Origin of the sequence: Amycolatopsis cihanbeyliensis (assembly GCF_006715045.1) — a bacterium.
Classification (GTDB): Bacteria; Actinomycetota; Actinomycetes; order Mycobacteriales; family Pseudonocardiaceae; genus Amycolatopsis; species Amycolatopsis cihanbeyliensis.
In genome coordinates this window covers 687,667-711,599 of sequence record NZ_VFML01000002.1, presented here as the reverse complement: position 1 = coordinate 711,599, position 23,933 = coordinate 687,667, and the positions used below count along the sequence as shown (strand labels likewise).

Here is a 23,933-nt window from a genome sequence, read left to right as displayed (position 1 = left end):
CCGCCGGGGCCCGCCTCTTGCCGACCGGGCCGGATACTGGATACAGTAGTTTTGTATACGGTATTCACGCCGGTACGAGCTGAGGAGCCGGTATGACAGTGGACAGTGCCGGCGCTCCGGCCGAGGAGCGCGTACGCGCCGTGGTCGAGGCGCATCGCGCGGACCGCGGCGCGCTGCTGCCGATCCTGCACGACATCCAGGCCGAGTTCGGCCACATCGACCAGCGGACCGTCGCCGTACTCGCCACCGAACTGAACATCTCCCGCGCGGATGTGCACGGGGTGGTCAGTTTCTACACCGACTTCCGTTCCGAACCGGCCGGCGCGGCCACCGTGCGGCTGTGCCGGGCCGAGGCGTGCAGGGCGGTCGGTGCCGAGCGGCTGGTCACACAGGTGGAGCAGGTGTTCGGGGTGCCGGTCGGGCAGACCACCCCGGACGGTTCGGTCACCCTCGAGCAGGTGTTCTGCCTCGGCAACTGCGCACTCGGCCCCGCGGCGCAGATCAACGGCAGGCTGTACGGGCGGCTGGACGAGGGCAGGCTGATGGACCTGCTCGCGGAGGGCCACGCATGATCACCGTGTACGTCCCCAGGGACTCCGCGGCGACCTCGGTCGGCGCGAACGAGGTCGCCGCGGCCATCCAGCGCGAGGCCGAGGCCGCCGGCGTACCGATTCGCCTGGTACGCAACGGATCCCGGGGCATGCTCTGGCTGGAGCCCCTGGTCGAGGTGACCACCGGGCGCGGCCGGGTCGGCTACGGCCCGGTCACCGCCGCCGCGGTGCCCGGACTGGTCGCGGCGGGCCTGTTCGAGGGCGCCGAGCACGAGCTGGGGCACGGCCTGGTCGAGGAGCTGCCGTGGATGCGCGACCAGCAGCGGCTGTGCTTCGCCAGGGTCGGCCGCACCGACCCGCTCTCCGCCGAGGAGTACGTGGCCGCGGGCGGCCTGACCGGGCTGCGCACGGCACTCGAGCGCGACCCGGCGGAGGTCGTCGCCGAGGTCACCGAGTCCGGGCTGCGTGGGAGGGGAGGTGCGGGCTTTCCCGCGGGGATCAAGTGGAAGACCGTGCTGGACACCCCGGGGGAGCAGAAGTTCGTCTGCTGCAACGCCGACGAGGGGGACAGCGGCACCTTCGCCGACCGGATGCTGCTGGAGGGCGACCCGTTCTGCCTGATCGAGGGGATGACGATCGCCGCGCACGCGGTGGGCTCGGGTGAGGGCTACCTCTATATCCGCTCGGAGTATCCGGACGCGGTGGCCACGATGCGGGCGGCCGTCGACATCGCCTACGCGCGGGGCTGGCTCGGCGCCGACGTACTCGGTTCCGGGCTGCGGTTCGACCTGTTCATCCGGGTCGGCGCCGGTGCCTATATCTGCGGCGAGGAGACCTCCATGCTGGAGAGCCTGGAGGGCAAGCGCGGCATGGTGCGTTCCAAACCGCCCATCCCGGCCATCACCGGGCTGTTCGGCAAGCCGACCGTGGTGAACAACGTGCTCACCCTGGCCAGCGTGCCCGCCATCCTCGCCGGCGGGGGAGCGGCCTACGCCGAGCTCGGCATCGACCGTTCCCGTGGCACCCAGGTGTTCCAACTGGCCGGCAACATCGCTCACGGCGGCGTGTTCGAGACGGCCTTCGGCCGGACGCTGGGTGAGCTGGTGCGGGGCTACGGTGGCGGCACCCGGTCGGGCAGGCCGGTGCGCGCGGTGCAGGTGGGCGGGCCGCTCGGCGCCTACCTGCCGGTGTCGCGGTTCGACCTGCCGCTGGCCTACGAGAGCTTCGCCGAGGCCGAGGCCATGCTCGGGCACGGTGGCATCGTGGTGTTCGACGACACCGTGGACATGGCCGCCATGGCCCGGTTCGCCTTCGCGTTCTGTGCGGAGGAGTCGTGTGGCAAGTGCACCCCGTGCCGGGTCGGTGCGGTACGGGGGGTCGAGGTGATCGACCGCGTGGTCGAGGGAGCGGACCCCGACGCGAACCTGGCCCTGCTGGACGACCTCTGCGAGCTGATGACCGACGGCTCGCTGTGCGCGATGGGCGGTCTCACCCCGACCCCGGTGCGCAGCGCGCTACTGCACTTTCCGGACGACTTCACCGGCCACCACAAGGAGGCGACGCATGAGCCTGCTCAAGGAGCCTGATCTCGGTACCCCGGCCAGGCCCGGCCCGGCGACGGTATCGGTCGAGGTGGACGGCCTGCCCGTGTCGGTGCCGGAAGGCACCTCGGTCATGCGTGCCGCCGCGCGGTCCGGGATCGAGATCCCGAAGCTGTGCGCCACCGACAGCCTGGAGGCCTTCGGTTCCTGCCGGCTGTGCCTGGTGGAGGTCGACGGCCGCCGGGGCACGCCCGCGTCGTGCACCACCCCGGTCGCCGACGGGATGAAGGTTCGTACCCAGACGCCGCGGCTGGAGAAGCTGCGGCAGGGCGTGATGGAGCTGTACATCTCCGACCATCCGCTGGACTGCCTCACCTGCTCGGCCAACGGCGACTGCGAGTTGCAGGACATGTCCGGGGTGGTGGGGCTGCGCCAGGTCCGTTACGGCTACGAGGGGGAGAACCACCTCGACATCACCAAGGACACCAGCAACCCCTACTTCGACTTCGATCCCTCGAAGTGCATCGTCTGCTCCCGCTGCGTGCGGGCCTGCGGCGAGGTTCAGGGCACCTTCGCGCTGACCATCGAGGGTCGCGGGTTCGAGTCCACCGTGTCGCCGAGCGCGGGCGAGCTGTTCATGGATTCCGAGTGCGTGTCCTGCGGCGCCTGCGTGCAGGCCTGCCCCACGGCGACCCTGCAGGAGAAGTCCGTGGTGGACCTGGGGATGCCGACCAGGAGCGTGCTCACCACCTGCGCCTACTGCGGGGTCGGCTGCTCGTTCAAGGCCGAGCTGCGCGGGGACGAGCTGGTCCGGATGGTGCCGTACAAGGACGGCGGGGCGAACGAGGGACACTCCTGCGTCAAGGGGCGGTTCGCGTTCGGCTACGCGGGCCATCCCGACCGGGTGCTCAGGCCGATGATCAGGGAACGCATCACCGACGAGTGGCGCGAGGTGGAGTGGGAGACCGCGATCGGCCATGTCGCGCAGCGGATGCGGGACATCCAGGCCAGGCACGGTACCGGCGCCATCGGCGGAATCACCTCCTCGCGGTGCACCAACGAGGAGGTCTACGTGGTGCAGAAGATGGTGCGTGCCGCCTTCGGCAACAACAACGTGGACACCTGCGCGCGGGTGTGCCACTCGCCGACAGGTTACGGGCTCAAGCAGACCTTCGGCACCTCGGCCGGCACCCAGGACTTCCGTTCGGTGGCCGAGGCCGACGTCATCGTGGTGATCGGCGCGAACCCCACCGACGGGCACCCGGTGTTCGCCTCCCGGATGAAGCGGCGGTTGCGCGAGGGAGCCAAGCTGGTGGTGGTCGACCCGCGCCGGATCGACCTGGTGCGTTCGCCGCATGTCGAGGCCGAACACCATCTGCAACTGCAACCGGGCACGAATGTCGCGGTGATCAACGCGATGGCGCACGTCGTGGTGACCGAGGGACTGGTCGATCAGTCCTTTGTAGATGACCGCTGTGCGGATTTCGAGGACTGGCGGGAGTTCATCGCGCGGCCGGAGAACAGCCCGGAGGCCGTCGAACCGGTGACCGGTGTGCCTGCCGGGGAGCTGCGGGCGGCCGCGCGGTTGTACGCCGGCGGTGGGAACGCCGCCATCTACTACGGTCTCGGCGTCACCGAGCACAGCCAGGGCTCGACCATGGTCATGGGGATGGCGAATCTCGCGATGGCCACCGGAAACATCGGCAGGGACGGGGTCGGGGTGAACCCGTTGCGTGGCCAGAACAACGTGCAGGGATCCTGCGATATGGGTTCCTTCCCGCACGAGCTGTCCGGCTACCGGCACGTCTCCGACGACGCCGTGCGCGAGGTGTTCGAGACGTTGTGGCAACGGCCGATCGTGCCGGACCCCGGGCTGCGCATCCCGAACATGTTCGACGCCGCCGTGGACGGCACCTTCCGTGGGCTGTTCGTGCAGGGTGAGGACATCGCCCAGTCGGACCCGAACACCAAGCATGTCACCGCGGCACTGGAAGCCATGGAACTGGTGGTCGTGCAGGACCTGTTCCGCAACGAGACGGCCGAGTACGCGCACGTGTTCCTCCCCGGCACCTCCTTCCTGGAGAAGGACGGCACGTTCACCAACGCCGAGCGCCGGATCAACCGGGTTCGTCCGGTGATGGCCGCGCGGACCGGGCTGCACGAGTGGCAGATCGTCTGCGAGATCGCGCGTGCCATGGGCTACACCATGAGCTACGCGCACCCGAGGGAGATCATGGACGAGATCGCCTCGGTCACCCCGACCTTCTCCGGGGTGTCCTTCGAGAAACTGGACAAGCTGGGTAGCGTGCAGTGGCCGTGCGACAGCTCGGCCCCGGAGGGCACCCCGGTGATGCACGTGGATGCCTTCGTGCGCGGCAAGGGCAGGTTCGTGCCGACGCCGTTCGTGCCGACCAGCGAGCGCAGCACCCGGCGGTTCCCGTTGATCCTCACCACGGGACGGATCCTCAGCCAGTACAACGTGGGCGCCCAGACCCGGCGCACCCGCAACGTGGTCTGGCACCCGGAGGACGTGCTGGAGATCCATCCGCACGATGCCGAGGTACGCGGGATCGCCGACGGTGACGAGGTGTCGCTCAGCAGCAGGGTCGGTGAGACCAGGCTGCGCGCGGTGCTCGCCGACCGGATGCCGGTCGGGGTGGTGTACACCACCTTCCACCACCCGGTGACCGGAGCCAACGTGGTCACCACCGAGAACTCCGACTGGGCGACGAACTGCCCGGAGTACAAGGTGACGGCGGTGCAGGTGGGGTTGAGCCGGGCCGGTGCGGGACCGGAGGCCGAGTGGGATGCCGAATCCGCGGTGTCGCTGGTGGACCGATGACGGCGACCGTGCCACCACCGATCCGGTTGGCGAACGATGTCGCGGCGCAGTTCCACCACCAGCCGCCCGAGCAGGCGGCGCGGGCGATCACCACGCATATCCGCTCGTTCTGGGAACCGCGGATGCTGGCCGACCTGCTGCGGTACGGGGAGAGCGACCCGGCGGCGCTGGACCCGCTGGCACTCGCCGCCGTCCGGCTGCTGCGGCAGGTCTGGTATCCACCGGCACGATAGCGGGTCGTTTCCGCCGGGGGAGACGGTTGGCAACTCGCGCACCGCCGACGTCGGCGGCGACCAAGAAACGAGCCGGACGGTGTAACGGAACAGCCCGGAGGGACGAAGAAGGGGTCGGCTGATCCGTGCGGAAAGAGGTCCACTATGGCCAGGCTGTCCCCCACTCGTCGTGTCGCCGTGCTGGCCTGCGCCGTCGGACTCGCCGCGGGCGCGGCGGCCGCGACCCCGGCGTACGCCGAGACGCCGGAGGTGCAGCTCACGCTTTCCGCCGGGACGGTGGAGGCGGGCGACACCGTCACGGTGACCGAGACCGTGACCAATGTGCACGACTTCTCCGTCCTGCAACCGACCGCGCGGCTGTTCAGCGAACCGACCGTGCTCACCGGCTACACCGAGCTTGTCGACTGCACCGGCGCGGTCAGTTGCTCCACAGTGGATGGTGAGAACGGCCCGATCGGGTACCAGGCCGTGCTGCCGGAGGCACTGTCCGCGCGGGAGTCGGCCACCGTCACCTTCACCCTGCGAACGGCGCAGGACAGCCCCGATCTCCAGGAGACGATCCAGGGCAGGCTGTCCGGGCAGAACTACGGTTCCGAACTCGTGGACGGTCCGGTGCTGCGGGTCGACGGCAGCGCGGACGTGGGCGTACGGCTGGACGTGCGGCCACGGTTCGGCCTGTTCAACGGGCGCCTCGAGTTCACCGTGCGGCTGACCGGTAACGGCCCGGCGGTGGCCAGGGATGTCGCGGTGACCACCACCCTGCCGCAGGGCCTCTCGGCCACCTCCGGCAACGCGGCCTGCGTGCCGTCCGCAGGGAAGGTCACCTGTACCGCCGAGGAGATCGCCGCGGGCGACAGCACGGCCCTTGGTTTCTCGGTGCGGCTGGGGCTGGCGAGTATCGGCCTGCCGTACCGGTTCACCGCTGCCCGTACCGAGTCCTCGCCGCAGGATCCCGAGGCCGGGAACGACACGGCCGCCGTGGAGTGCACCGTGCTCACCCATCTGCTGGTGAGCTGCGCTGACGCGCCGACCGGGTCCGCCCGTTCGTGAGGTACATGCGAATGAGTGACCCGCGTCGCGGGTCGCGCGGAGTCCGCCCGGCGTAGCCGGCCGGCCGTTGCCGCTCAACGTTGGTGCTCAACGTTGCCGCTGCCGGTTCCCCGGCATCGACCGGTAGACCGCGGTGATCACCAGGATCAGCAGCCCGATGATCCCCGCGGTGACGGCGACGTTCGCCACCGTCGGCAGGTCTTCCACCAGCTGTTGTTTGAGCAGGTTGACCCCCACGATCGGTACGACGTACACGTACCACGGCGCCCACCTGCCGTCCGCTTCCCCACGCTCGCTCATGCCGCTCTCCCTGTGCTCGGTTACCCCGTACCCGAGAGCCTGCCCCGGTGGGCGCCACGGCCGCGCCACCGGTTCGGAGGAGTCCGCGTCCTCAGTTGGTAGGACGTGCCAGCAGGGCCTCCGCCCGCGCGCGGACCACGCTCATCCGTGCGGCGCGTTCGACCGGGTCGTGGTGGGCGGGATGCCTGGTGACCTGTCCCGGCCACTTCCGGTAGTGCATGCCGGGTGTGCCGATGAAATAGCCGTCCGCCACGGCGTTCGCGGCGAGGACGAGGCCGGTGTCCTCCGAGGCCGGGAGGGCCATCCAGCCGCCGAGTGCCAGCAGCAGGTCGCGCCGGACGCACAGCGTCCCCGGAACCACCGGAAGGGCGAACTCGTTGTCGACCCAGTACCGCAGCACCGACCCCCTGGCGAGCGGGCCCTCCGGCGGGTCGCCCGCGAACCCTGCCGTGGATCCGTCCGGGAACAGGTCCAGCACGCCGCAGGTGGTCCAGGCGAGTCGCCGGTCGGAAAGAACCGTGATGTCCCTGGCGAGCGCGCCCGGCAGCAGGAGATCGTCCGCGTCCAGTGCCTTGACCAGTTCCCCGCCCACCCGGGACAGGGCCATCGTTCGCGCCAGGCCGGGGCCGCCCTTCCGGCCGGAGCCCGCGCTGATCCGGTCGTCGGTGGGCAGGGTGCCGCCGATGACGCCGTCCTGGCCGTCCTCCTGGACCACCCACTGCCACTCCCAGCCCGCCGGCAGGACCTGCGTCACCAGTGACTCGTACGCCTCGCCCAGGTACCGCACGCTCGCCGCATGTACGGGGGTGACAATGCTGATCAGCGGCACGGGTCGTCCTTTGTGTACCTTTTCCGCGTGGAGAGCGTGCCCGAGGCTCCGGTGGTCAGGGTCTCATGGCGGCCCGCCCCGCGGCATACTGGTGTGCGGGTGCCCACCGACGATAGGATGATCCGGAATCTCGGCGCGAGGCAGAAGTAGTGACGGGCGACACAGTGAGGGTTGTTGTGAATTCACCGGCGCGGCAGCCGTCCTCGTACTCGTTCTCTGCTCTGATGTCGGTCGATGACTCCTCGTTCTTCCGGTTGGTCCAGGAACACGCGCCGCAGACGCTGCGTCGACGGGACGGCGCCCCGGTGGACCTGCCGCACGGGACCACCATCTTCGCATTGCGTTTTCGGGACGGCGTGGTAATCGCCGGTGACCGGCGCGCCACATCCGGAAATCTCATCGCCCAGCGCGACCTTCGCAAGGTTCAGCAGGCGGACAGTCATTCGTGCATCGCCTTCGCCGGTTCGGTGGCCACCGGGAAGGAAATGGTGTCGCTCTTTCGGCTCGAGCTCGAACACTACGAGAAGCTGGAAGCCGTCGAGCTGAGTTTCCCGGCCAAGGTCAACCGCGTTTCGGTCATGCTTCGCGAGAATCTGCCGCAAGCCATGCAGGGCTTCGCCGCGGTGCCGGTCTTCGCGGGCTGGGACAAGCTGGAGAACGCGGGTCGCATCTTCACCTTCGACGTCGCCGGCTCACCCGCGGAAGAGCATGAGTTCGGCGGGTCGGGATCGGGTTGGCATTTCGCCAAGGGGACACTGAAGAAGCGCTGGCGGGCCGACCTCGACCGGGGCGAGGCCGTGCGGGTCGCGGTCGAGGCACTCTTCGACGCCGCTGAGGAGGACACCGCCACCGGCGGGCCCGATGTTCCCCGGCGCCTGTACCCCACGGTCGCCGTCGTCACCGAGGACGGGTACGTCGAGGTCGGCGAGGAGGACGTGGCCGGTTACGCGGCCGAGTTGCCCGCGTGAGGCCCGCGGGTCAGCCGGTGCCGCGTTCCCTGGCGGCGACGTAGGGCTCCGGGTCGTCGAGAATGGCTCGCACGGCCGCGGCCGCCGCGCCCCGCACGGCGGCCTCCGAGCCGAGACGGGAGCGGAGCACCGTGATCGGGGACCACGTCGCGCTGAGCACGCGACGGTCGAGTTCCGCTCGCAACGGTCGCTCGAGCCATGGTTGCAGGATCGCGTAGGTGCCGCCGAGCACGACAGCCGGCACGTCGACGGCGTTGACCACGTTCGCGAGCCCGGCACCGAGCCAGCGGCCCGCGGCCTCGACCGCGGCCACGGTCTGGGGGTCGGCGGCCTCGAGCCGTCGCAACAGAATCTCCAGCTCCTGCTCGGCGGTGTCGCCGTCGATCCCCGCGGCCCGCAGGATCTGCTCCTGGCCCGCGAGCCGTTCCAGGCAACCGCGCGCCCCGCATCGGCACTCCGGGCCGGTGGGATCGACGCCGAGATGGCCGATCTCGCCGGCGTAACCGCGTACCCCCCGAAAGACCGCGCCGTCGATGATGATGCCCGCGCCGATGCCGACCTCGCCGGAGACGTGCACGAAATCGCGCGGGCCGTCCCCTCCTCCGCTCAGGAGCTCGGCGGAAGCCGCGAAGTCGGCCTCGTTGCCCGGCACGATCGGCAGCGTGCCGAGGTCGGTCCGGGCACGCAGGGACTGCGCGATGTCCACCTCTTGCCAGCCGAGGTTCGGCGCGGTGCGCAGCAGGCCGGTGGCCGCCTCGACGAGCCCGGGCACCGCGACCGCGACACCGCCGACCGGGACACCCCGTTCCCCGGCGTCGAGCAGCGCCGTGCGCACGGCGCGCGCGGCCAGTGCGAGCACCTGGCGCACGGAGCGAGGCCGGTTGTCGCCGTGCCGGACCCGGTGTGCGTGTAACTCGCCGTGCGGGTCGGCCAGGCAGGTGGCGATGTAGTCGACGCCGATCTCCAGGCCCAGCCCGTGCGGTCCGCTCGTGGACAGGGCGAGCCCGGTACCCCTGCGCCCGCGGCCCGCGCGGGACTGCGGGCCGGTGCGGGTGACCAGGTTCGCCCTGGCCAGCCGCTCGGTGAGGCTGGAAACCGTGGCCTTGGCCAGTCCGGTTCGGGTGGCCACGTCCGCCCTGGAGATGCCGGGGGCCGCGGAGATGGCGCGCAGCACGAGCGCGCAGTTGTGCCTGCGCACGGTGTGCTGGCCGGCGGGTGGTGAGCTGTGCACCAGGCGATTGTATTAGTTCAACGCCCGAACGAATCCTTGACGTCGCCGGTGTCCGACTCTAAGTTCATCCACTGAACGAAATCGGCGACCCACTCGGCGTCCGGGAGGCACGATGACCGCGCGGCCCACTCGTCAGGACAGGTTCAGCTTCGGCCTGTGGACCGTGGGCTGGCGGGCGAACGATCCGTTCGGCGATCCGACACGGGAGCCGCTCGACGCGGTGGAGGCGGTGCACCGGCTGGCCGAGCTCGGGGCGTGGGGCGTGACCTTCCATGATGACGACCTGGTCCCGTTCGGTAGTGCGGACACCGAGCGGGACCGCAGGATCGCGCGGTTCCGCTCGGCGCTGGAGGGGGCGGGAATGGTGGTGCCGATGGTGACCACCAACCTGTTCGGCCATCCCGTGTTCAAGGACGGTGGCCTGACCAGCAACGATCGTTCCGTGCGCCGGTTCGCGCTACGCAAGGTGATGCGTAACATGGATCTCGCCGCCGAGCTGGGCGCGCGGACCTACGTGCTGTGGGGCGGTCGGGAGGGATCCGAGACCGACGCGGCGAAAGACGTGCTCGCGGCGCTCGATCGCTACGCGGAGGGCATCGACACTCTCGCCCAGTATGTCCTCGATCAGGGCTACGACCTGCGCCTCGCGCTGGAACCCAAGCCGAACGAGCCGCGTGGCGACATCCTGCTGCCCACGATCGGGCACGCGCTGGCCTTCATCGCGCGGCTGGAGCATGGCGAGCTGGTCGGGGTGAACCCGGAGGTCGGTCACGAGCAGATGGCCGGGTTGAACTTCGTGCACGGCGTCGGGCAGGCCCTGTGGACGGGCAAGCTCTTCCATATCGACCTCAACGGCCAGCGCGGGCCGCGCTACGACCAGGACATGATCTTCGGGCACGGCGACCTGCTGTCCGCGTTCTTCCTCGTCGACCTGCTGGAGAGCGGTGGGTACGACGGGCCACGGCACTTCGACTACAAGCCGCTGCGCACCGAGGGCATCGAAGGGGTGTGGCAGTCCGCGGCCGCGAATATGCGCAGCTACCTGCTACTGCGGGAGCGCGCCGCGGCCTTCCGGGCCGATCCGGAGGTGCGAGAGGCCAAGCGCGACGCCGGCCTTGACGAGCTGAGCCGGCCCACCCTCGCGGCCGGGGAGAGCGTCGCCGACCTGCGCACCGACCGTACCGCCTACGAGGAGTTCGACGCCGAGGCCGCCGCGGCGCGCGGCTACGGTTTCGTCACACTCTCCCAGCTCGCACTGGAACATCTGATCGGCGCGCGTGGCTGAGGCCGCGACCCCGCGTGCGGACGCGGGCGCGGCGTGATGGTCCGTGTGGAGGTATCACGGATCATCACACAGTGGTTATGATTTCACCCCGGCTGTGCGGGAGCAGCCGACTACTGGGGTGGTCTGGGGGTCATCGCGTACTCGCCCGCCAGGGCTCCGTTCACCTAACCGTATACGGCTCGACGGGAAGGGGCAGCGCCACGTCGGCTGTCCTTGTTCTCGCGCGGCCGCACCGAGTAGAGAGGTCTGCGAGCCTGCATGGACGAGAAGGTTCTCGAAGCCCAGGAGTGGGTGAACGCCACCTACGGCGGTGTGGCCGGGTACCAGAGATGCCCCGAGGACGGTCGCACCGGCTGGAACACCATGTGGTCGCTCACCATGGGTCTCCAGCACGAGCTGGGTATCTCGCCGGTGGTGGCGAACTTCGGTCCCGGCACCCTCTCCGGGGTACGGGCGCTCGGCGATATCGGCTTCGGCTGGGACCAGAACTCGAACATCGTGCGGATCATCCAGCATGCCCTGTTCTGCAAGGGTTACTGGGGCGCCAATGGTTACGGCGGGTACGGGGCCGTCACGACCGAGGCGGTCAAGGAAATGCGGCGCGACATGGGGCTGCCGGACGGCGGGTCCGGTACCACCGGCGGCCAGGTCACCCCGAAGATCTTCAAGGCGCTGCTGACCATGGACGCCTATATCATTCTCGGCGGTGGCCGGGAGGAAGTCCTGGAGATCCAGCGGTGGTTGAACGGTCGATACTGGACAAAGCCGAACTACTTCATCGGCCCCTGTGACGGTCATTTCTCGCGTGACGTGCAGCAGGCGTTGGTGAAAGCGCTCCAGTACGAGATGGGCGTTCCCGGCCCCAACGGCAACTTCGGCCCCGGTACGAAGGCCGCGTTGCGGCAGCATCCCCAGCACGTCGGCAGCTCCGGGCCGGTCACCCAGTTGTTCCATGCCGCGTGCATATTCAACGAGCCCGTGCCCGGTACCTCCGGCGTGGGGTTCCGGGACGAGTACACCTCCGCGACCGCGGAGTTCATCCGGGCGTTTCAGACGTTCTCCGCCCTGCCGGACACCGGCGACGGCGACTTCGCGACCTGGGCGCAGCTGCTGGTGTCCACAGGGGACCCCGACCGGCCCGCTGACGCGTGTGACACGCGGTTCACCATCACCCCTTCCCGCGCGCAGGCCCTGTACCAGGCCGGGTATCGCGCGGTCGGCCGCTACCTGGACGAGCATCCCAGCGGCACCCTGGACAAGGAGATCAAACCGGGGGAGCTGCAGGCGATCTTCGATGCCGGCCTGCGGTGCTTCCCGATCTGGCAGTACAACGCCCGCCAGCTGGAGGACTTCACCTACTCCTCCGGCTACCAGCACGGGCTGAAGGCACACGCGCGGGGCGAGCACTACGGTTTCAACAGCGGAACGGTGGTCTACTTCGCCGTCGACTACGACGCGACGGATCCGGAGATCTCCTCCAACATCGTGCCCTACTTCCACGGCGTCCGGGGCGCCCTCAACAGCCAGGGAAGCAAGTACATTCCCGGCGTATACGGCTCGCGGAACGTATGCGCCCGAGCCAGCGCCGAGGCGTACGTGTCTCACTCGTTCGTCTCCGGCATGTCGTGGGGCTTCTCCGGCAACCTGGGCTTCCCGTTGCCGTTGAACTGGTCGTTCAACCAGATCAAGGAGTTCGAGTTCCACAACGGCGACGACGTGTTCGACCTGGACCGGGTGGTGCACCGGCCGGGCGCCGATTTCGGGGTGAACTCCATCAATCGCGGCACCACCACGGTGGACGAGTTCCTCACCTACCTCGAGCAGGTGCACAACCTGGCGGTCGGCTACGACTCCTCCCGCGCGTCGAAACTCACCCTGGAGTGGCTGCGCTATCCGAAGTACAACGACTTCGAATGGCGCAACATCTTCGAGGGTGTGGACGAGGGGTTCATTGCCGAGTGCCGGAACGCCGGGCTCGAGTACGCCCCGAAATACGACTACCAGGACCCCTCGTTCGGGGTGGCGATCTCGGTGGATCACCTGTGCGCGACGGCGAACGCCTATCTGCTGAAGGGGTCCGGCGACCGTGCCGGGCTCAGCCTCGGCGATCTGGGTGGCTGGTGTGGGGACCTGATCACCTTCTACGGTGAGTGGGTCCGGGACGAACCCACGAACAAGGACGGCTACAAGTACGCGATGGACAGGCTGGCGAAGCCGAACGTGGCGACGACGTTCATGCTGAACGACCTGATCGAGGATATGGACGGCCACCACATCGGAATGGCCGTACGGGACGGCGCGAACGTGGTCACCGAGTTCCGGAACCTGCTGACCGGAGGCGGGCACCTTTCCCGGGTCAACAGGTTCTTCTCCAGCCGGTACGGCACGATGACGGATACCAACAACGCCGCCGTGGCGTGTTTGACCGGCGCCCCGGCGAACCCGGTCGACGCCGCGAAGTACGCGGCCGCTCGCGAGGTGCTGGTCGAGCGGCAGAGTGGCGAGTGGATCGACCCGACCTCCATCACCCCGTCCGACCTGCGAGCGTTCTGCAAGGGCTACGCCGACACGCTCAACACCCTCCGCGGGCTGGAGGACCGGCGCCTCCGCGCGTTGAAGGAGGACTGACGGGCCATGGAACAGCTCGCGAGCGATGCCGCCGTCATGCTGCTGGTCGGAACCCCGTTTCTGATCTTTGCCAAGATCGTGCACGGGCTCGCCACGCGGAGGGTGTCGCTCGCACCGCGCGGCTCGCGTGGGGCGCGGGCCGAGCTCGTGGTGTGGTCGCTGATCGCGGCCGTCGACTCCCACACGCTCGCGTTGTGGTCGAGTGTCGCCAACCAGCCGGAAGATCTGTGTGCACCCTACCGGCCGGCGATGGGCGCCGACGTATACCTCGACGGCGGGTACTTCTTGGACTACCCGGTCGAGGTGCGCTGCGTGTGGCCGGACGGGGGCAGCGTGAATGTCGTGCCCTGGCCGCTCAACGTCGCCACCGCGCTGCTCTTCGTCACGGCCGTCGCCATCGCCGCTCACGCGGGTGTTCGTGCCTACCGCCGCCGGCGCGCACGGCACCACACCACACCCTAGGCAAGAAGCCACCGCGAGGACCTTCGAACGACACACGCTGGGAGACACGCAACGATGACATCGATCAACCGGCGCCGCTTCCTCACCCTGGGCGGCGCGACCCTCGGCGGTGCCGCCGTGTTGGCCTCCGCTCCCGCCATCGCACAGGCCGTGCCCGCGACGTCGACGTGGCGGGGGACGGTGAGTGGCAACGGTTGGCCCGTCCTCGACCGGGACGAGGCCGAGCGGTTCCGGATCGAGGGCAGCACCCTGTCGGTGCGCCTTGCTCCCGCCGCGGCCCCGGTGCTGTTGTATGTCGCCCGGCGGTTCCTCTACGAAATCGAGTCCCAGGTGCAGCCCGGCGAGATCACCGGCCACACCACGGACCGGCACCTCCGTGCCGGATACGAGTCGACATATCTCTCGGGCAGTGGGATCGCCATCCGTCCGCTGCTGTACCCGCTGGGGGCGAAGGACGGGTTTTTCGAGGATCAGCAGATCGTGATCCGCGATATTCTCGCCGACTGCGAGGGGATCGTCGCCTGGGGTGGCGACCTGAACCCGGTCAAGGAATCCCACTTCCACATCACCGCGCCCCCGGCCGGCGCCCGCTATCAGCAGCTCGTGGCCAAGCTGCGCGGCTGGGACACCGACCCGGGCAAGGGTGCGGGCAGCATCGATGCCTTCGCCCCCGAACGCCTCAGCCGGGCCCACCCCAACTGACGGAGCCGGCCGCCGCGTGCGGTCCGCGGGGAGGTGATGATCGTTTGCTGACCGCCACGACGAGAAGCACCAACGCGCCGATCGCGGCTGCCACCCGGAGGTCGTGGAAGAGCGCCCAGGTGTCGAGCCGGTCCTCGTATCCGGCAGGCGGAGCACTCGCGGCCCAGCGCTTGATCTCGCCGTTGATCGGCACGTTCCCGAAGACCGTCGTCAGCAGGGCGGTGAGCGCGAGGACGGCGCCGCAGGTGATGAGGGCCCGGGTGCGGCCCCTTGTCGCGACGGTCGACCAGGCCAGGGTGACGATCGCCAGTCCCATCAGGATCGGCATGATCGTCCCGTTGCGCTTCATCAGTTCGACCCGGTAGGCGAGGTGCACGTCCAGCGGAACGTTGGCGAAGGTGGCGGCCACGTTGGCCCAGCCATAGAGGAACGCGCCCGCGAGCAGGCCGGTGCACAGCAGCGCGGCTCCGGTGCTCAGTCGTGAGTGGAGTGTGTTCATCGGATACCCAGGCTCTCGGTCGGGTTCAGGTACGGGATGTACGCCACGGCGTCCAGCGCTTCGAGCACCGGAACGTCGAGAAAGTCTTCCTGGTGGCGGAACGCGCGGACGGCCTCGGCGTCCTCGATGTCCCGCCGCGCGGCGCGCAGGTCGGCGATGGTCAACGCGGCCTCGTCGGTGAAGGCGGCCTCGACGCTGCCCGGTACGGGTTCGGGCAGCGGCCGCTCGGTGAGCGCGATACCGGTCGGTTCGGCGGGGTCGGGTTCGCCGCAGATGACCCGGCCGTGGTTTCCGGTGGCGGCGATCGCGACATAGTCCTCGCCGAGCGCCGCGCGCAGGTGATATCCGGCGGGGAACAGCCCGGAAGGTCCGGTGTGTTCGACCGGCGTGGTCCGCAGGTGCACATTGTGCAGTGCCAGCACGATCCTGGTTCCGGGCTCGCGGTCGAGAGTGCGCAGCACGGACTCCGCCATGAAGGCGTCCAGCGAGGTCGAGCCGAGCGCGAGGCCGTGGCCGACCAGGTCGCGGTACTGGTGCTCGGCCAGCCAGGCTGAGCGCAGGTAGGTCATCGCCCGCTTCCACTCCGGCGTGTTCCCGGAGGACATGCTCTCCATTCTGGCCAGCAGCCTGCTCACGGCGGCGGCGAGCGCATCCCGTTCCGGCTGGTCCGCGGCGGTGTGGTCGTGCGGCGCTTGTGCGAGGGACCGTTGGTGGAACCGGCGGGCCGAGGTGAGCGCCCGGTTCAGCAGGGGAAGCGCGTCGGGGTCGGCCACGCGCAGGTACTCGCCGAACCGCTCCAGGGCGGGCAGTTCCTGCGCGAGCGTTCCGGTGAACCGCACCGACCGCCGTGCCGTCGCGTTGTGTCCGCGTAGCCACGCGAGCGTGTCGTGCATGTCCCGGCAGTGTGCCAACGCCATCCCGGGCGTGCCGGTGAGCGCGTCGAGCTCGCCCGGACCGCCGCGCGTCCAGCGGTCCAGCGGTTCCGACTCGACGTACGGCGCCTCGAAGGCGTAGCGGGTGAAGCCGTGTCGCTCGACCAGAAACCGCAGCAGGCGGTGCCGCAGCAGGTAGAACTCTCGGGCGTGGTGGGCGCTCTCGCCGATCGCGACGACCCGCGCGTCGCCGATCAGCTCACCCAGCGGCTCCAGGTCGTCCAGCGGCGCCGCCGGATCGATGGTGTCCGCCGTGAACGCCTTCTGCTTGACCCATTCGGCGAACCGCATACGCTCTCCTCGTTAATTTTGACAACGATGTAAAAATTAACTGAACTCTGACAGTGACGTCAAGGTTGCTAGGATTCCCGTGATGCCCGAGAACAGCCGCCCGCGGCGCCGCGCCGACGCCGAACGCAGTCGTGCGGCGATCCTGCGGGCCGCCGCGACGGTTCTCGGCCGGCAGCCGGACGCGGGTATCGACGAGATCGCGAGGGCCGCGGGGGTCACCCGGCAGACCGTGTACGCGCACTTCAGTACGCGGGACAAGCTGGTCGAAGCCGTGCTGGAGCAGGTGACCGCGGAGGTGGTGGCGGCCATGGACACCGTGACCACAGGGGAGGGGGAGTCCGCGGCGGCCGTGCTCGTGCGGCTGCTGGACGTGAGCACGGATGCCGCGGGCCGCTATCCCCTGCTGGGTGCCCAGCCCATCGCCGCCGACACGGCACACGATCTGCACGGCCCGATCGTGGAGCGCTTCGCCGAGGTGATCCGCCGGGGCAGGCGGAGCGGAGAGTTCGGGTGTGATCTCCCACTGGAGTGGTTGCTGGCGGCCATCATCGCGCTCGCGCACACCGCTGCCGACGAGGTCACCTCGGGCACGCTGCCTGCCGAGGAAGCGCGGCGCGCGCTGTCGCTCAGTGTGTCCCGTTTGCTGTGGTAACCGAGGTAGGAGACGGGTACCTTCGCGGGTCGACGAGGGCAGCCACGTCTGGAAACCTCGTCAAGATCAGGGGCGGTGTCCTCGTCCGCACCGGGGAGTGAGCTGGACCGGTGACCGGACCGAGGCCGACCCGGTCACCTCCATCACATACCTCGCACCAGGTTCCCGGCGCGTCACGGGTGTTCCGCGCAGAAGCGGCCGACGCCCTTGCCGATCCAGTCCTGGCCGGCCCACTCCGGGTGCCGTTCGATCATCAGCGCCGTGACCTCGGCGGCGATGGTTTCCCGGGGCATAGCCGAGTCGCGCCGTACCCAGGTCTCATCGCGCAACGACTCGAGATAGTCGCGGACATCGACCAGCAACCGCGGGCCGGAGATGTCGCCATGGCCGGGTACCACCACGTTCGGGTCGGTGGCGATGAGGCGGCGCATCACCTCGATCCAGCGCACCACCGAGACGTCGGTGTCATGCGGCGGGAACCACGGGAAGATCGAGAACTGGCCGGCCTCGACCAGGTCACCCGTGAACAGGACACCGGCGTCGGGGACGGTCACCACCTGGTCGCCCCTGCTGTGGGCGCGCCCCGTGGCGCGCATCCGCGCGACCCGACCACCCAGGTCGAGCTTGTAGGTGTCGTCGTAGACCACGTCCGGTGCGACCAGCTCGACGCCTTCCAGTTGCCGCGCGATCGGGGCGCCGAGGCCGCGGAACATCTCCAGATAGCCCGGCCCCTTGCCGGCAAGGTCGGCGGCCTGCGAACGAACATACGTCGTGAGCTGCGGCTTTCCGCCACCGTCGGGATTATTCGGCGTCGGCGCGGTCAGGGTGTTGGGGGCGATGCCTGATGGTCACCACCGGGTACGACTCATTAAACCCGCTGTCGACGGGGCCGGTGGCCAGTGCGGCGAGCGCGAGGGCCGCGTCAAGCCCGCACAGGAGGTAGTGACCGGTCTGGCTCGGTATCGCGAACTGGAGGGTGAACAAGTCCGAGCAGGGTCCACGCGGCCCAGCGGGGAAGCGCAGGGCCAGCAGGACGGCCGCTCCTGCCGCGCCCACCGCTGTCGGATGTCCGCGGTCTGCACCGTCACGAACGTTTCCTGGCGGGCTACCCGGCAGCGCGAGTGACCTGATTAGTCAGGACCGTTCAGGCCACTGAGGTGATCTCAGCAAGATCAGGATCGTTGGTGCGTGAGTAGCGCCTGACCTGCTGGAGGCCGTGCGGGTGGGGTGAAGATGGGCGTGGAGTCCCTGGTAGAAGGTCTCTCGCCAAAGATGATCTTCACCAGAAGGACTCCACGTGATTGCCTATCGTGCCATCCTCGACGTGCCGCGTGAACTGGCCTGGTTCCTCAGCCGGCTCCTGCACGCCGAGCGTCGCGAGCGCGGCACCCGCCGCGGTAGCCGGGCGCTGACGTGTTTTCGACAGGCCGTGTTCGGGCTGCGCTGGTTCCGGGACAACCGCGACGTGGCCGCGCTCGCGCGTGATCACCGCATCTCGCGGGCGACCGGCTACCGCTATCTCACCGAGGTGATTGAGGTGCTCGCCGCCCAGGCGCCGGACCTGCACGATGCGCTTTGTCAGGCCAAAGCCTACGGCGCGCCGCATCTGGTCTTGGACGGGACGGTGTTCTCCACCGATCGGCTCGGCGAGAAGACCACCAGCGTCAAGGGTGAACAGATCGACGCCTGGTACTCCGGCAAGGCCCGCAAGTCGGGCGGCAACGTGCAGGCGCTGATGGACCCAGATGGCTTCCCGCTGTGGGTCTCCGAGGTCGAGCCCGGCTCGGTGCACGACCTGACCGCGGCCCGCGACCAGGTCCTCGGCGCGCTGTACTGGGCCGCCTCCCGGCTGGACCTGTCCACGCTGGCCGATCCCGGCTACGAAGGGGCGGGAATCGGTGTGCACACGCCCATCAAGCAGCCAGCCAACGGGCGAGCACTCGATGCGGACGCCCGGACCTACAACGCGCTGCTGCGCAGTCTGCGCTGCCTCGGCGAACGTGGCTTCGCGCTACTGACCGGGCGCTGGCGATCGCTGCGCCATCTCACGACCAGCCCTCGCAGGATCGACGACATCGTCCAAGCCGCCCTCGTGCTCACCCATTTCGAACACGGCCGACTCACGTAAAAGTCGCTGAGATCACCTCACTGGCCGCGTTTTTCGTCTGGCTGGAATCACTCGGACTGGTGGCTCCGGGAACGCTTCAGATTACGATCATTATCGCTGCCGCCAGCTGGATGGCGGTACTCACGAGCGCACACATTCGATTGCAGAATCGTGCCGATTTTGATAAGATCAAGCAAGAAATCTCCGAACTGCGCGAGGAAATCGCGCAAGAAAACGATGCAGAAGTGACAGCAGGACTTCGCAGACGACGCACATCCGCGGTACATCGCCTCGACGGCAAACGATACTGACCACCACGTCAGAAGCGGTCGCCGAGCTGCGCTCGCTTGTGCGCCTCGCGAGCGCGCTCGTCGGCCGCCGACGCCGCGTAGCGGGCGACCATCTGCCGCGAGGTCCAGCCCATCAACCGCATCAGGTCGGTCTCCGACCCGCCGTCGGTCAACCAGGTGTGCGCGAACAAATGCCTGAACCGATGCGGGTTGAACTTCTCCAGTCCCGCGTCCTTCGCCCGACGTTCGAGCATCTGCCGGATGCCCCAAGTGGTGAACGGACCCTTGTCGGTGAGCCACAACGCCGTGTGCCGGTCGGCCTGCGAATGCTTGGCGCGTGCCCGGCGGTAGCGGCGCAGGGCATCGGAGGTTTTCGCGCCGAACGGCAGCGTGGACTCGCGGCCGCCCTTGAGCACGACGCGCACCGTGTCCACATCGAAATCGAGATCGTTCAGGTCGATCCCGGCCATGCCCGCCACGCGCACACCGGTGTCGGCGAACAGCCGGATGATCGCGGTGTCGCGCAGCGGGATGAACGAGCGCCCCTGGCAGGTCTTCAGGAGCGCTCGCACGTCGTCGTCGGGCGGCACGGGTACTGGCTGGACCGGCGCGGCCGGGGGAGACGTCTTGTGGAAGGGGTTGGTCTGGATCTCCTCTTCCTTCTCCAGCCAGCCCCAGAACTGTTGCAGGCTGCGGTACTGCGCGCTGGCGTAGGCGGGCTTGACCTGCTCGCCTTCCTGTCCGTTGCGGCGCGTGGCGCGCGTGAGCAGCTCTTGGAAATACGTCTCGATCTGGTCCTTGGTGATCTCGGCCACGTCGAGTGGCGCGCCGCGCTCGGTGAGCCAGGCGCGGAAGTAGCGAAGGTGGCGAAGGTAGAGCTTCACCGTGCCGTCGGCCTTGCCCGCGGCGCGCAGCGACCGCTCCCAGTCGGCGGTCAGCATGTCCAGATCGGCGCTCATACGGCCACACCGTAGCTCGTGCTCTCTTGCTCTGCTAGCGGTGTGGCCGTACTCTGACCCTCGTTATCCCTGGTGGTGCCCCCGGCAGGACTCGAACCTGCGACCTAGAGATTAGAAGGCTCTTGCTCTATCCAGCTGAGCTACGAGGGCCGGTGCGCCGACGGCTGGCGGCCAGGTGCGCCCCGCCAGCTTAGTCGCCACTACTCAGTCGATCGTCTGACACCTGTGAAGCGTTTCAAGGCGGGTACCCAGCTCCGGCGGCGACGCGTGCCGCGGCGGGAGGTGAGGGTGCGGCACACGACCCTCAGTGGCCGCCGGAGCTGGGGAGACCCGCGGGCGCGACCGTCGTGCCATGCGGCGCGCCCGCGGGCGGGCTGTGCTCGGGGTCACAGCCCGGATCGGATTCGCGGCAGCCCGTTGCGGCTTCCCCAGGAAGTGGGCTGGGGCGAATCCGGCTGGGGGAGTGGCAACGATCGTGCCGGACGTTGCCACTCGAAATGGTGAGCAGGAAGCCCACGAACGACGCTCAGTTCCAAATCTGGACGGCGCGACCGAGGTACTGTGCCCGCGGAACGAACGTGCCGCCACCCGGATATGTGCTGAAGTCGCCCTCGGTGGAACAATGGCGATCCTGGTACACGGTGACGTGCCGATCGATCCGGTTGGCGAACGACCTGGCAACAATGTCTTCGGGGAGCGGAACGCATTCCTCCGGATTGGTGTTTCGCAGGTCGAGCCGGGTCGGTACCCCGCCGTAGAACTCCTCCGGCCAGGCGCAGAACTCTCCTTGCTCGCAGGCGGGCTGCGCGGGCGGTGTCCGGCGTTCGGGCGGGTCGTCCTCCGCGTTGGCGACGCCGCTGCCGGCGAGCAGGCCGACCGCGGCGAGGACGAGGATTCGTGGCAGATACGAACGCAAAGGCAGAAGGTGGCGTGACATGTGACCGGTACCTCGCATCGAAATCGTGGTGTGTTCGGCGGCAGAACTCGATGCTCTTACTGTGCCGAGAATTCGTGGGGTTGTCAGCCCGCAAATCTACTTCTGTGGATAAGTAGGTTTGACTCGCTCGATCGGGTAGGAGATATCCACATTTTTGGCGAACGCGTTGTGGCGGGCGGGCTCGGCTGCTACGCGGGTACCGGTCCGGTCGAGTCGCGGACGATCAGCTCGACCTCCAGGGTCGCCGGCTCCGGGGCCGGGTCGCCGGCCAGCAGGGCGAGCGCGAGCTCACCGGCCAGGCCGCCTTTGCGTGCCAGGTCCTGCCGCACCGTCGTCAACGGGGGATCGCTCCACCGCGCCGGCGGAGCGTCGTCGAACCCCGCCACCGACAGGTCCCCTGGCACCCGCAGCCCTCGTTCCCTTCCGGCCGCGATCGCGGCCAGGGCCAGCTCGTCCGACATGCACAGGAGGGCCGTCGGTCGGGGCTCGCTGTCGAGCAGGCCGCGAGCCCCGACCATGGCCTGCTCCCTGGACAATCCCGAGGTCTCCCAGACCGGTACGGACTCCGGATCGAGCCCGGCGGTCGCCAGCGCTTCCCGGTAACCGGTGAGCCGCTCCCGGTTGTCCCGGAAACGGCTGCGCATCGCCTCATCCATGGTCAGCGGACCCTGCCTGGGTCGGGAGAGGCACTGCGCGGACAGGATGCCGAACCGCCGGTGTCCGAGGTCCAGCAGGTGCCGGGCCGCGGAGGTCGCGCCGCCACGGTCGTCGATGCCCACCCTGGCTCCCCATGCCAGCACCGGATGGTCGATCACCACGAGCGGCAGCCCACGCTCGCGAACCGCGTGCAGGGCCGGTGCGTGGTCGGCCAGCGAGTAGGCGACCGCCAGGTCGGCCTGGGCGGCCAGCACCCGCTCGACCCGTGGGCCGCCGTCGTCCCCACCCGGCAGCAGCAGCAAGGCGTGCCCCTCCGGATCGACTCGCGTGGACAGCGCGTCGAGTGTGATCGACAGCGCCGGATCGGAGAACGCCGCGGACAGTCCGGTGTCGAGCATGAACGCGATCGCCCCGGCACGCCGCGTGGCCAGGCTTCTGGCGGTGGGGTTCGGGCCGGCGTATCCGAGCGTGCGCGCCGTGCGCAGGATCCGCTCCCGCAACGAGGCGGAGAGCTGGTCCGGCCGGTTGTAGGCGTTCGAGACCGTCGCGCGGGACACGCCGACCGCACGTGCGAGGTCGTCGAGGGTCGGCTGGCGCCTCGATCCGGTCACCCCGAGGAGTCTAGGTCGAGCCGAATCCACTGGCCTTTCTGAAGCGCTTCAGTCACGCTGATGATCGGATCGGACGAGCAGCGAGGGGATGCCGGTGGTTTCTCGTAAGTCCGCGGTCATCGTGGTGTTCGCGCTGAACGGTGCCGCGTTCGGCTCGTGGGCACCCCGGGTGCCGGCGCTCACCGAACAGGTCGGCGCCGCGCACGGCTCGCTCGGGCTCGCTCTGCTGGGCGCGAGCGTCGGCATGCTCATCGCGGCCTCGGTCACCGGCAGGCTGGTCGAGGCGTTCGGCCCTCGGGTGGTGATCGCCGTGTCCACGCTGGCCGCCTCCGCCGCGTTGCCGGCGATCGGCGCAGCGGGGTCGGTGCCGGCGCTGGCTGCCGCACTGTGCGGGCTCGGCATGTCGGTCGGCGCGCTCGATGTCGCGATGAACGTGGCCGGGGTCGTCGTCGAACGGCAGACCGGCCGCAAGGCCATGCCGATTTTCCATGCCGGGTTCAGCTTCGGTGCGCTGGCCGGTTCGGCGGGTGCGGCGCTGGCCGCCGCGCACGCGTGGTCGCCGGCCCGGCAACTGATCCTCGCCGCGCTGGCGACCGTGCTGGTCCTGGTGCTGGTCGTCGGCGCCCTGCCGGGCGCCGCGCCGCGCGAGCCCCGCGCGAGCGAGCACCGGGCGACGGGCCTCGCCCCGGCTCGCCGCGTCACCTTGTGGCTGCTCGCGGCCATCGCCTTGTGCTCCGCGGTCGCGGAAGGGGCCAGCTCCGACTGGTCGGCCCTCCTCCTGGTCACCGTGCAGCAGGTCGGGGAGGGCGCGGCCGCGCTGGCGTACTCGGCCTTCTCCCTGGCCATGGCCATGACGCGGCTGGCCGGTGGCGTGGCGCAGGCGCGATTCGGCGCGGCCAGGGTCCTCGCCGGCGGGGCCCTGTGCGCGGGCGCGGGACTGTGTGCCGCCGCCGTGGTGCCGGTGACGGCGGTGGCCTACCTCGGATTCGCGTTGGCCGGTGCCGGCCTCGCTGCCTCGTTCCCGATCGCGTTGAGCCTGGCGGGCGAGGCCGGCAGGCGAGCCGATGGCGGCGGAGGGGAGCGGGAGATCGCTTTCGTCACCGCCATCGCCTACAGCGGCTTCCTCGCCGGCCCGCCCGCGATCGGCGGAATCGCCGAGCTGACCTCGCTGTCCACCTCGTTCGTCACGGTGGGCCTTGTCGCCGTGGCGATCGGCCCGGCCGCGATCACCGCCGCGCGGGCACTGACCAGGGAAGGGTCCTCGGTGGGCTGACCGGCGTGCACCGGCCACAGCACCGGCGTACGACGACGCCGAGACCCATCCTGGCCTCGAAGGCGAGCTGTCCACATCACCCGGGTTGTCCACAGCTCGGCGG

General features: G+C 69.3%; 23 protein-coding genes and 1 tRNA gene. 14 read left to right on the top strand and 10 right to left on the bottom strand.

Annotated elements, in window-relative coordinates; translation table 11 throughout:
- The first annotated feature begins 92 nt into the window (after positions 1 to 92).
- The 5 genes from FB471_RS31920 (at position 93) to FB471_RS31900 (ending at position 6,217) form a co-directional block, all read left to right on the top strand.
- Positions 93 to 572, top strand: coding sequence for an NADH-quinone oxidoreductase subunit NuoE family protein (locus FB471_RS31920; protein ID WP_142003538.1), 480 nt, complete (start codon positions 93 to 95; stop codon positions 570 to 572).
- Positions 569 to 2,137 carry a formate dehydrogenase beta subunit gene (locus FB471_RS31915; RefSeq protein ID WP_142003537.1) on the top strand — a complete coding sequence of 523 codons (1,569 nt, stop codon included), beginning with the start codon at positions 569 to 571 and terminating at the stop codon, positions 2,135 to 2,137. Before FB471_RS31920 ends, FB471_RS31915 begins: the two co-directional genes overlap by 4 nt.
- Positions 2,115 to 4,934: a formate dehydrogenase subunit alpha gene (gene fdhF, locus FB471_RS31910; protein ID WP_142003536.1), complete on the top strand. Its 2,820-nt coding sequence runs from the start codon at positions 2,115 to 2,117 to the stop codon at positions 4,932 to 4,934. The genes FB471_RS31915 and fdhF overlap by 23 nt, the downstream gene beginning before the upstream one ends.
- Positions 4,931 to 5,167 (top strand): formate dehydrogenase subunit delta, encoded by a 237-nt coding sequence (locus FB471_RS31905; RefSeq protein WP_142003535.1) that lies wholly within the window; start codon positions 4,931 to 4,933, stop codon positions 5,165 to 5,167. The genes fdhF and FB471_RS31905 overlap by 4 nt, the downstream gene beginning before the upstream one ends.
- Positions 5,168 to 5,311: 144 nt before the next feature.
- Complete coding sequence (locus tag FB471_RS31900; RefSeq protein ID WP_142003534.1) at positions 5,312 to 6,217, top strand: DUF11 domain-containing protein; 906 nt, start codon at positions 5,312 to 5,314, stop codon at positions 6,215 to 6,217.
- A gap of 87 nt (positions 6,218 to 6,304) precedes the next feature.
- Here FB471_RS31900 and FB471_RS31895 read toward each other — a convergent pair whose 3' ends face one another.
- Positions 6,305 to 6,517 carry a hypothetical protein gene (locus FB471_RS31895; protein ID WP_142003533.1) on the bottom strand — a complete coding sequence of 71 codons (213 nt, stop codon included), beginning with the start codon at positions 6,515 to 6,517 and terminating at the stop codon, positions 6,305 to 6,307.
- A gap of 91 nt (positions 6,518 to 6,608) precedes the next feature.
- A complete protein-coding gene (locus FB471_RS31890) occupies positions 6,609 to 7,346 on the bottom strand; it encodes a glycosyltransferase family 2 protein (RefSeq protein WP_142003532.1) in 738 nt (245 codons plus the stop codon).
- A 224-nt stretch (positions 7,347 to 7,570) separates the two neighbouring features.
- On the opposite strand from FB471_RS31890, the gene prcB reads away from it, so the two are divergent.
- The gene (prcB, locus tag FB471_RS31885; protein WP_142003953.1) at positions 7,571 to 8,314 is read left to right on the top strand and encodes a proteasome subunit beta; all 744 of its coding nucleotides are present in this window, start codon (positions 7,571 to 7,573) and stop codon (positions 8,312 to 8,314) included.
- A 10-nt stretch (positions 8,315 to 8,324) separates the two neighbouring features.
- Here the strand turns inward: prcB and FB471_RS31880 are convergent, their stop codons facing one another.
- Positions 8,325 to 9,545, bottom strand: a complete 1,221-nt coding sequence (locus FB471_RS31880; protein WP_142003531.1) for an ROK family transcriptional regulator — start codon at positions 9,543 to 9,545, stop codon at positions 8,325 to 8,327.
- Positions 9,546 to 9,657: 112 nt separating this feature from the next.
- Here FB471_RS31880 and xylA point away from each other — a divergent pair, with 112 nt between their 5' ends.
- From xylA to FB471_RS31860, 4 genes are all read left to right on the top strand, one after another.
- Positions 9,658 to 10,830, top strand: a complete 1,173-nt coding sequence (gene xylA, locus FB471_RS31875; protein ID WP_142003530.1) for a xylose isomerase — start codon at positions 9,658 to 9,660, stop codon at positions 10,828 to 10,830.
- A 258-nt stretch (positions 10,831 to 11,088) separates the two neighbouring features.
- A complete protein-coding gene (locus FB471_RS31870; RefSeq protein WP_142003529.1) occupies positions 11,089 to 13,458 on the top strand; it encodes a glycoside hydrolase domain-containing protein in 2,370 nt (789 codons plus the stop codon).
- Positions 13,459 to 13,464: 6 nt separating this feature from the next.
- Positions 13,465 to 13,920 carry a hypothetical protein gene (locus FB471_RS31865; RefSeq protein WP_142003528.1) on the top strand — a complete coding sequence of 152 codons (456 nt, stop codon included), beginning with the start codon at positions 13,465 to 13,467 and terminating at the stop codon, positions 13,918 to 13,920.
- Positions 13,921 to 13,974: 54 nt separating this feature from the next.
- Entirely contained in the window at positions 13,975 to 14,622 is a 648-nt protein-coding gene (locus tag FB471_RS31860) for a hypothetical protein (protein ID WP_142003527.1), read from the top strand.
- Here FB471_RS31860 and FB471_RS31855 read toward each other — a convergent pair.
- Positions 14,600 to 15,121: an anthrone oxygenase family protein gene (locus FB471_RS31855; protein WP_142003526.1), complete on the bottom strand. Its 522-nt coding sequence runs from the start codon at positions 15,119 to 15,121 to the stop codon at positions 14,600 to 14,602. The two genes, FB471_RS31860 and FB471_RS31855, sit on opposite strands and share 23 nt — an antisense overlap.
- Positions 15,118 to 16,344, bottom strand: a complete 1,227-nt coding sequence (locus tag FB471_RS31850; RefSeq protein WP_142003525.1) for an erythromycin esterase family protein — start codon at positions 16,342 to 16,344, stop codon at positions 15,118 to 15,120. The genes FB471_RS31855 and FB471_RS31850 overlap by 4 nt, the downstream gene beginning before the upstream one ends.
- An 82-nt stretch (positions 16,345 to 16,426) precedes the next feature.
- On the opposite strand from FB471_RS31850, the gene FB471_RS35605 reads away from it, so the two are divergent.
- The gene (locus FB471_RS35605; RefSeq protein WP_142003524.1) at positions 16,427 to 16,996 is read left to right on the top strand and encodes a TetR/AcrR family transcriptional regulator; all 570 of its coding nucleotides are present in this window, start codon (positions 16,427 to 16,429) and stop codon (positions 16,994 to 16,996) included.
- Between the two features lie 173 nt (positions 16,997 to 17,169).
- Here FB471_RS35605 and FB471_RS31840 read toward each other — a convergent pair whose 3' ends face one another.
- Positions 17,170 to 17,709: an MBL fold metallo-hydrolase gene (locus FB471_RS31840; RefSeq protein WP_142003523.1), complete on the bottom strand. Its 540-nt coding sequence runs from the start codon at positions 17,707 to 17,709 to the stop codon at positions 17,170 to 17,172.
- 584 nt (positions 17,710 to 18,293) lie between these two features.
- Here FB471_RS31840 and FB471_RS31830 point away from each other — a divergent pair.
- Together FB471_RS31830 and FB471_RS31820 are read left to right on the top strand one after the other, a co-directional pair.
- Positions 18,294 to 19,124 carry a transposase family protein gene (locus FB471_RS31830; protein ID WP_142003522.1) on the top strand — a complete coding sequence of 277 codons (831 nt, stop codon included), beginning with the start codon at positions 18,294 to 18,296 and terminating at the stop codon, positions 19,122 to 19,124.
- Positions 19,125 to 19,183: 59 nt separating this feature from the next.
- Entirely contained in the window at positions 19,184 to 19,414 is a 231-nt protein-coding gene (locus FB471_RS31820; protein ID WP_142003521.1) for a hypothetical protein, read from the top strand.
- A gap of 8 nt (positions 19,415 to 19,422) precedes the next feature.
- Here FB471_RS31820 and FB471_RS31815 read toward each other — a convergent pair whose 3' ends face one another.
- The 4 genes from FB471_RS31815 to FB471_RS31800 form a co-directional block, all read right to left on the bottom strand.
- Positions 19,423 to 20,352, bottom strand: a complete 930-nt coding sequence (locus FB471_RS31815; protein WP_142003520.1) for a tyrosine-type recombinase/integrase — start codon at positions 20,350 to 20,352, stop codon at positions 19,423 to 19,425.
- Between the two features lie 73 nt (positions 20,353 to 20,425).
- A tRNA-Arg gene (locus FB471_RS31810) sits at positions 20,426 to 20,502 on the bottom strand.
- Between the two features lie 376 nt (positions 20,503 to 20,878).
- A complete protein-coding gene (locus FB471_RS31805; protein ID WP_142003519.1) occupies positions 20,879 to 21,289 on the bottom strand; it encodes a peptidase inhibitor family I36 protein in 411 nt (136 codons plus the stop codon).
- Positions 21,290 to 21,477: 188 nt separating this feature from the next.
- Positions 21,478 to 22,557 carry a LacI family DNA-binding transcriptional regulator gene (locus FB471_RS31800; protein WP_142003518.1) on the bottom strand — a complete coding sequence of 360 codons (1,080 nt, stop codon included), beginning with the start codon at positions 22,555 to 22,557 and terminating at the stop codon, positions 21,478 to 21,480.
- A gap of 94 nt (positions 22,558 to 22,651) precedes the next feature.
- Between FB471_RS31800 and FB471_RS31795 the strand changes: the two genes are divergently transcribed.
- Positions 22,652 to 23,830: an MFS transporter gene (locus FB471_RS31795; RefSeq protein ID WP_425457126.1), complete on the top strand. Its 1,179-nt coding sequence runs from the start codon at positions 22,652 to 22,654 to the stop codon at positions 23,828 to 23,830.
- Positions 23,831 to 23,933 lie beyond the last annotated feature (103 nt).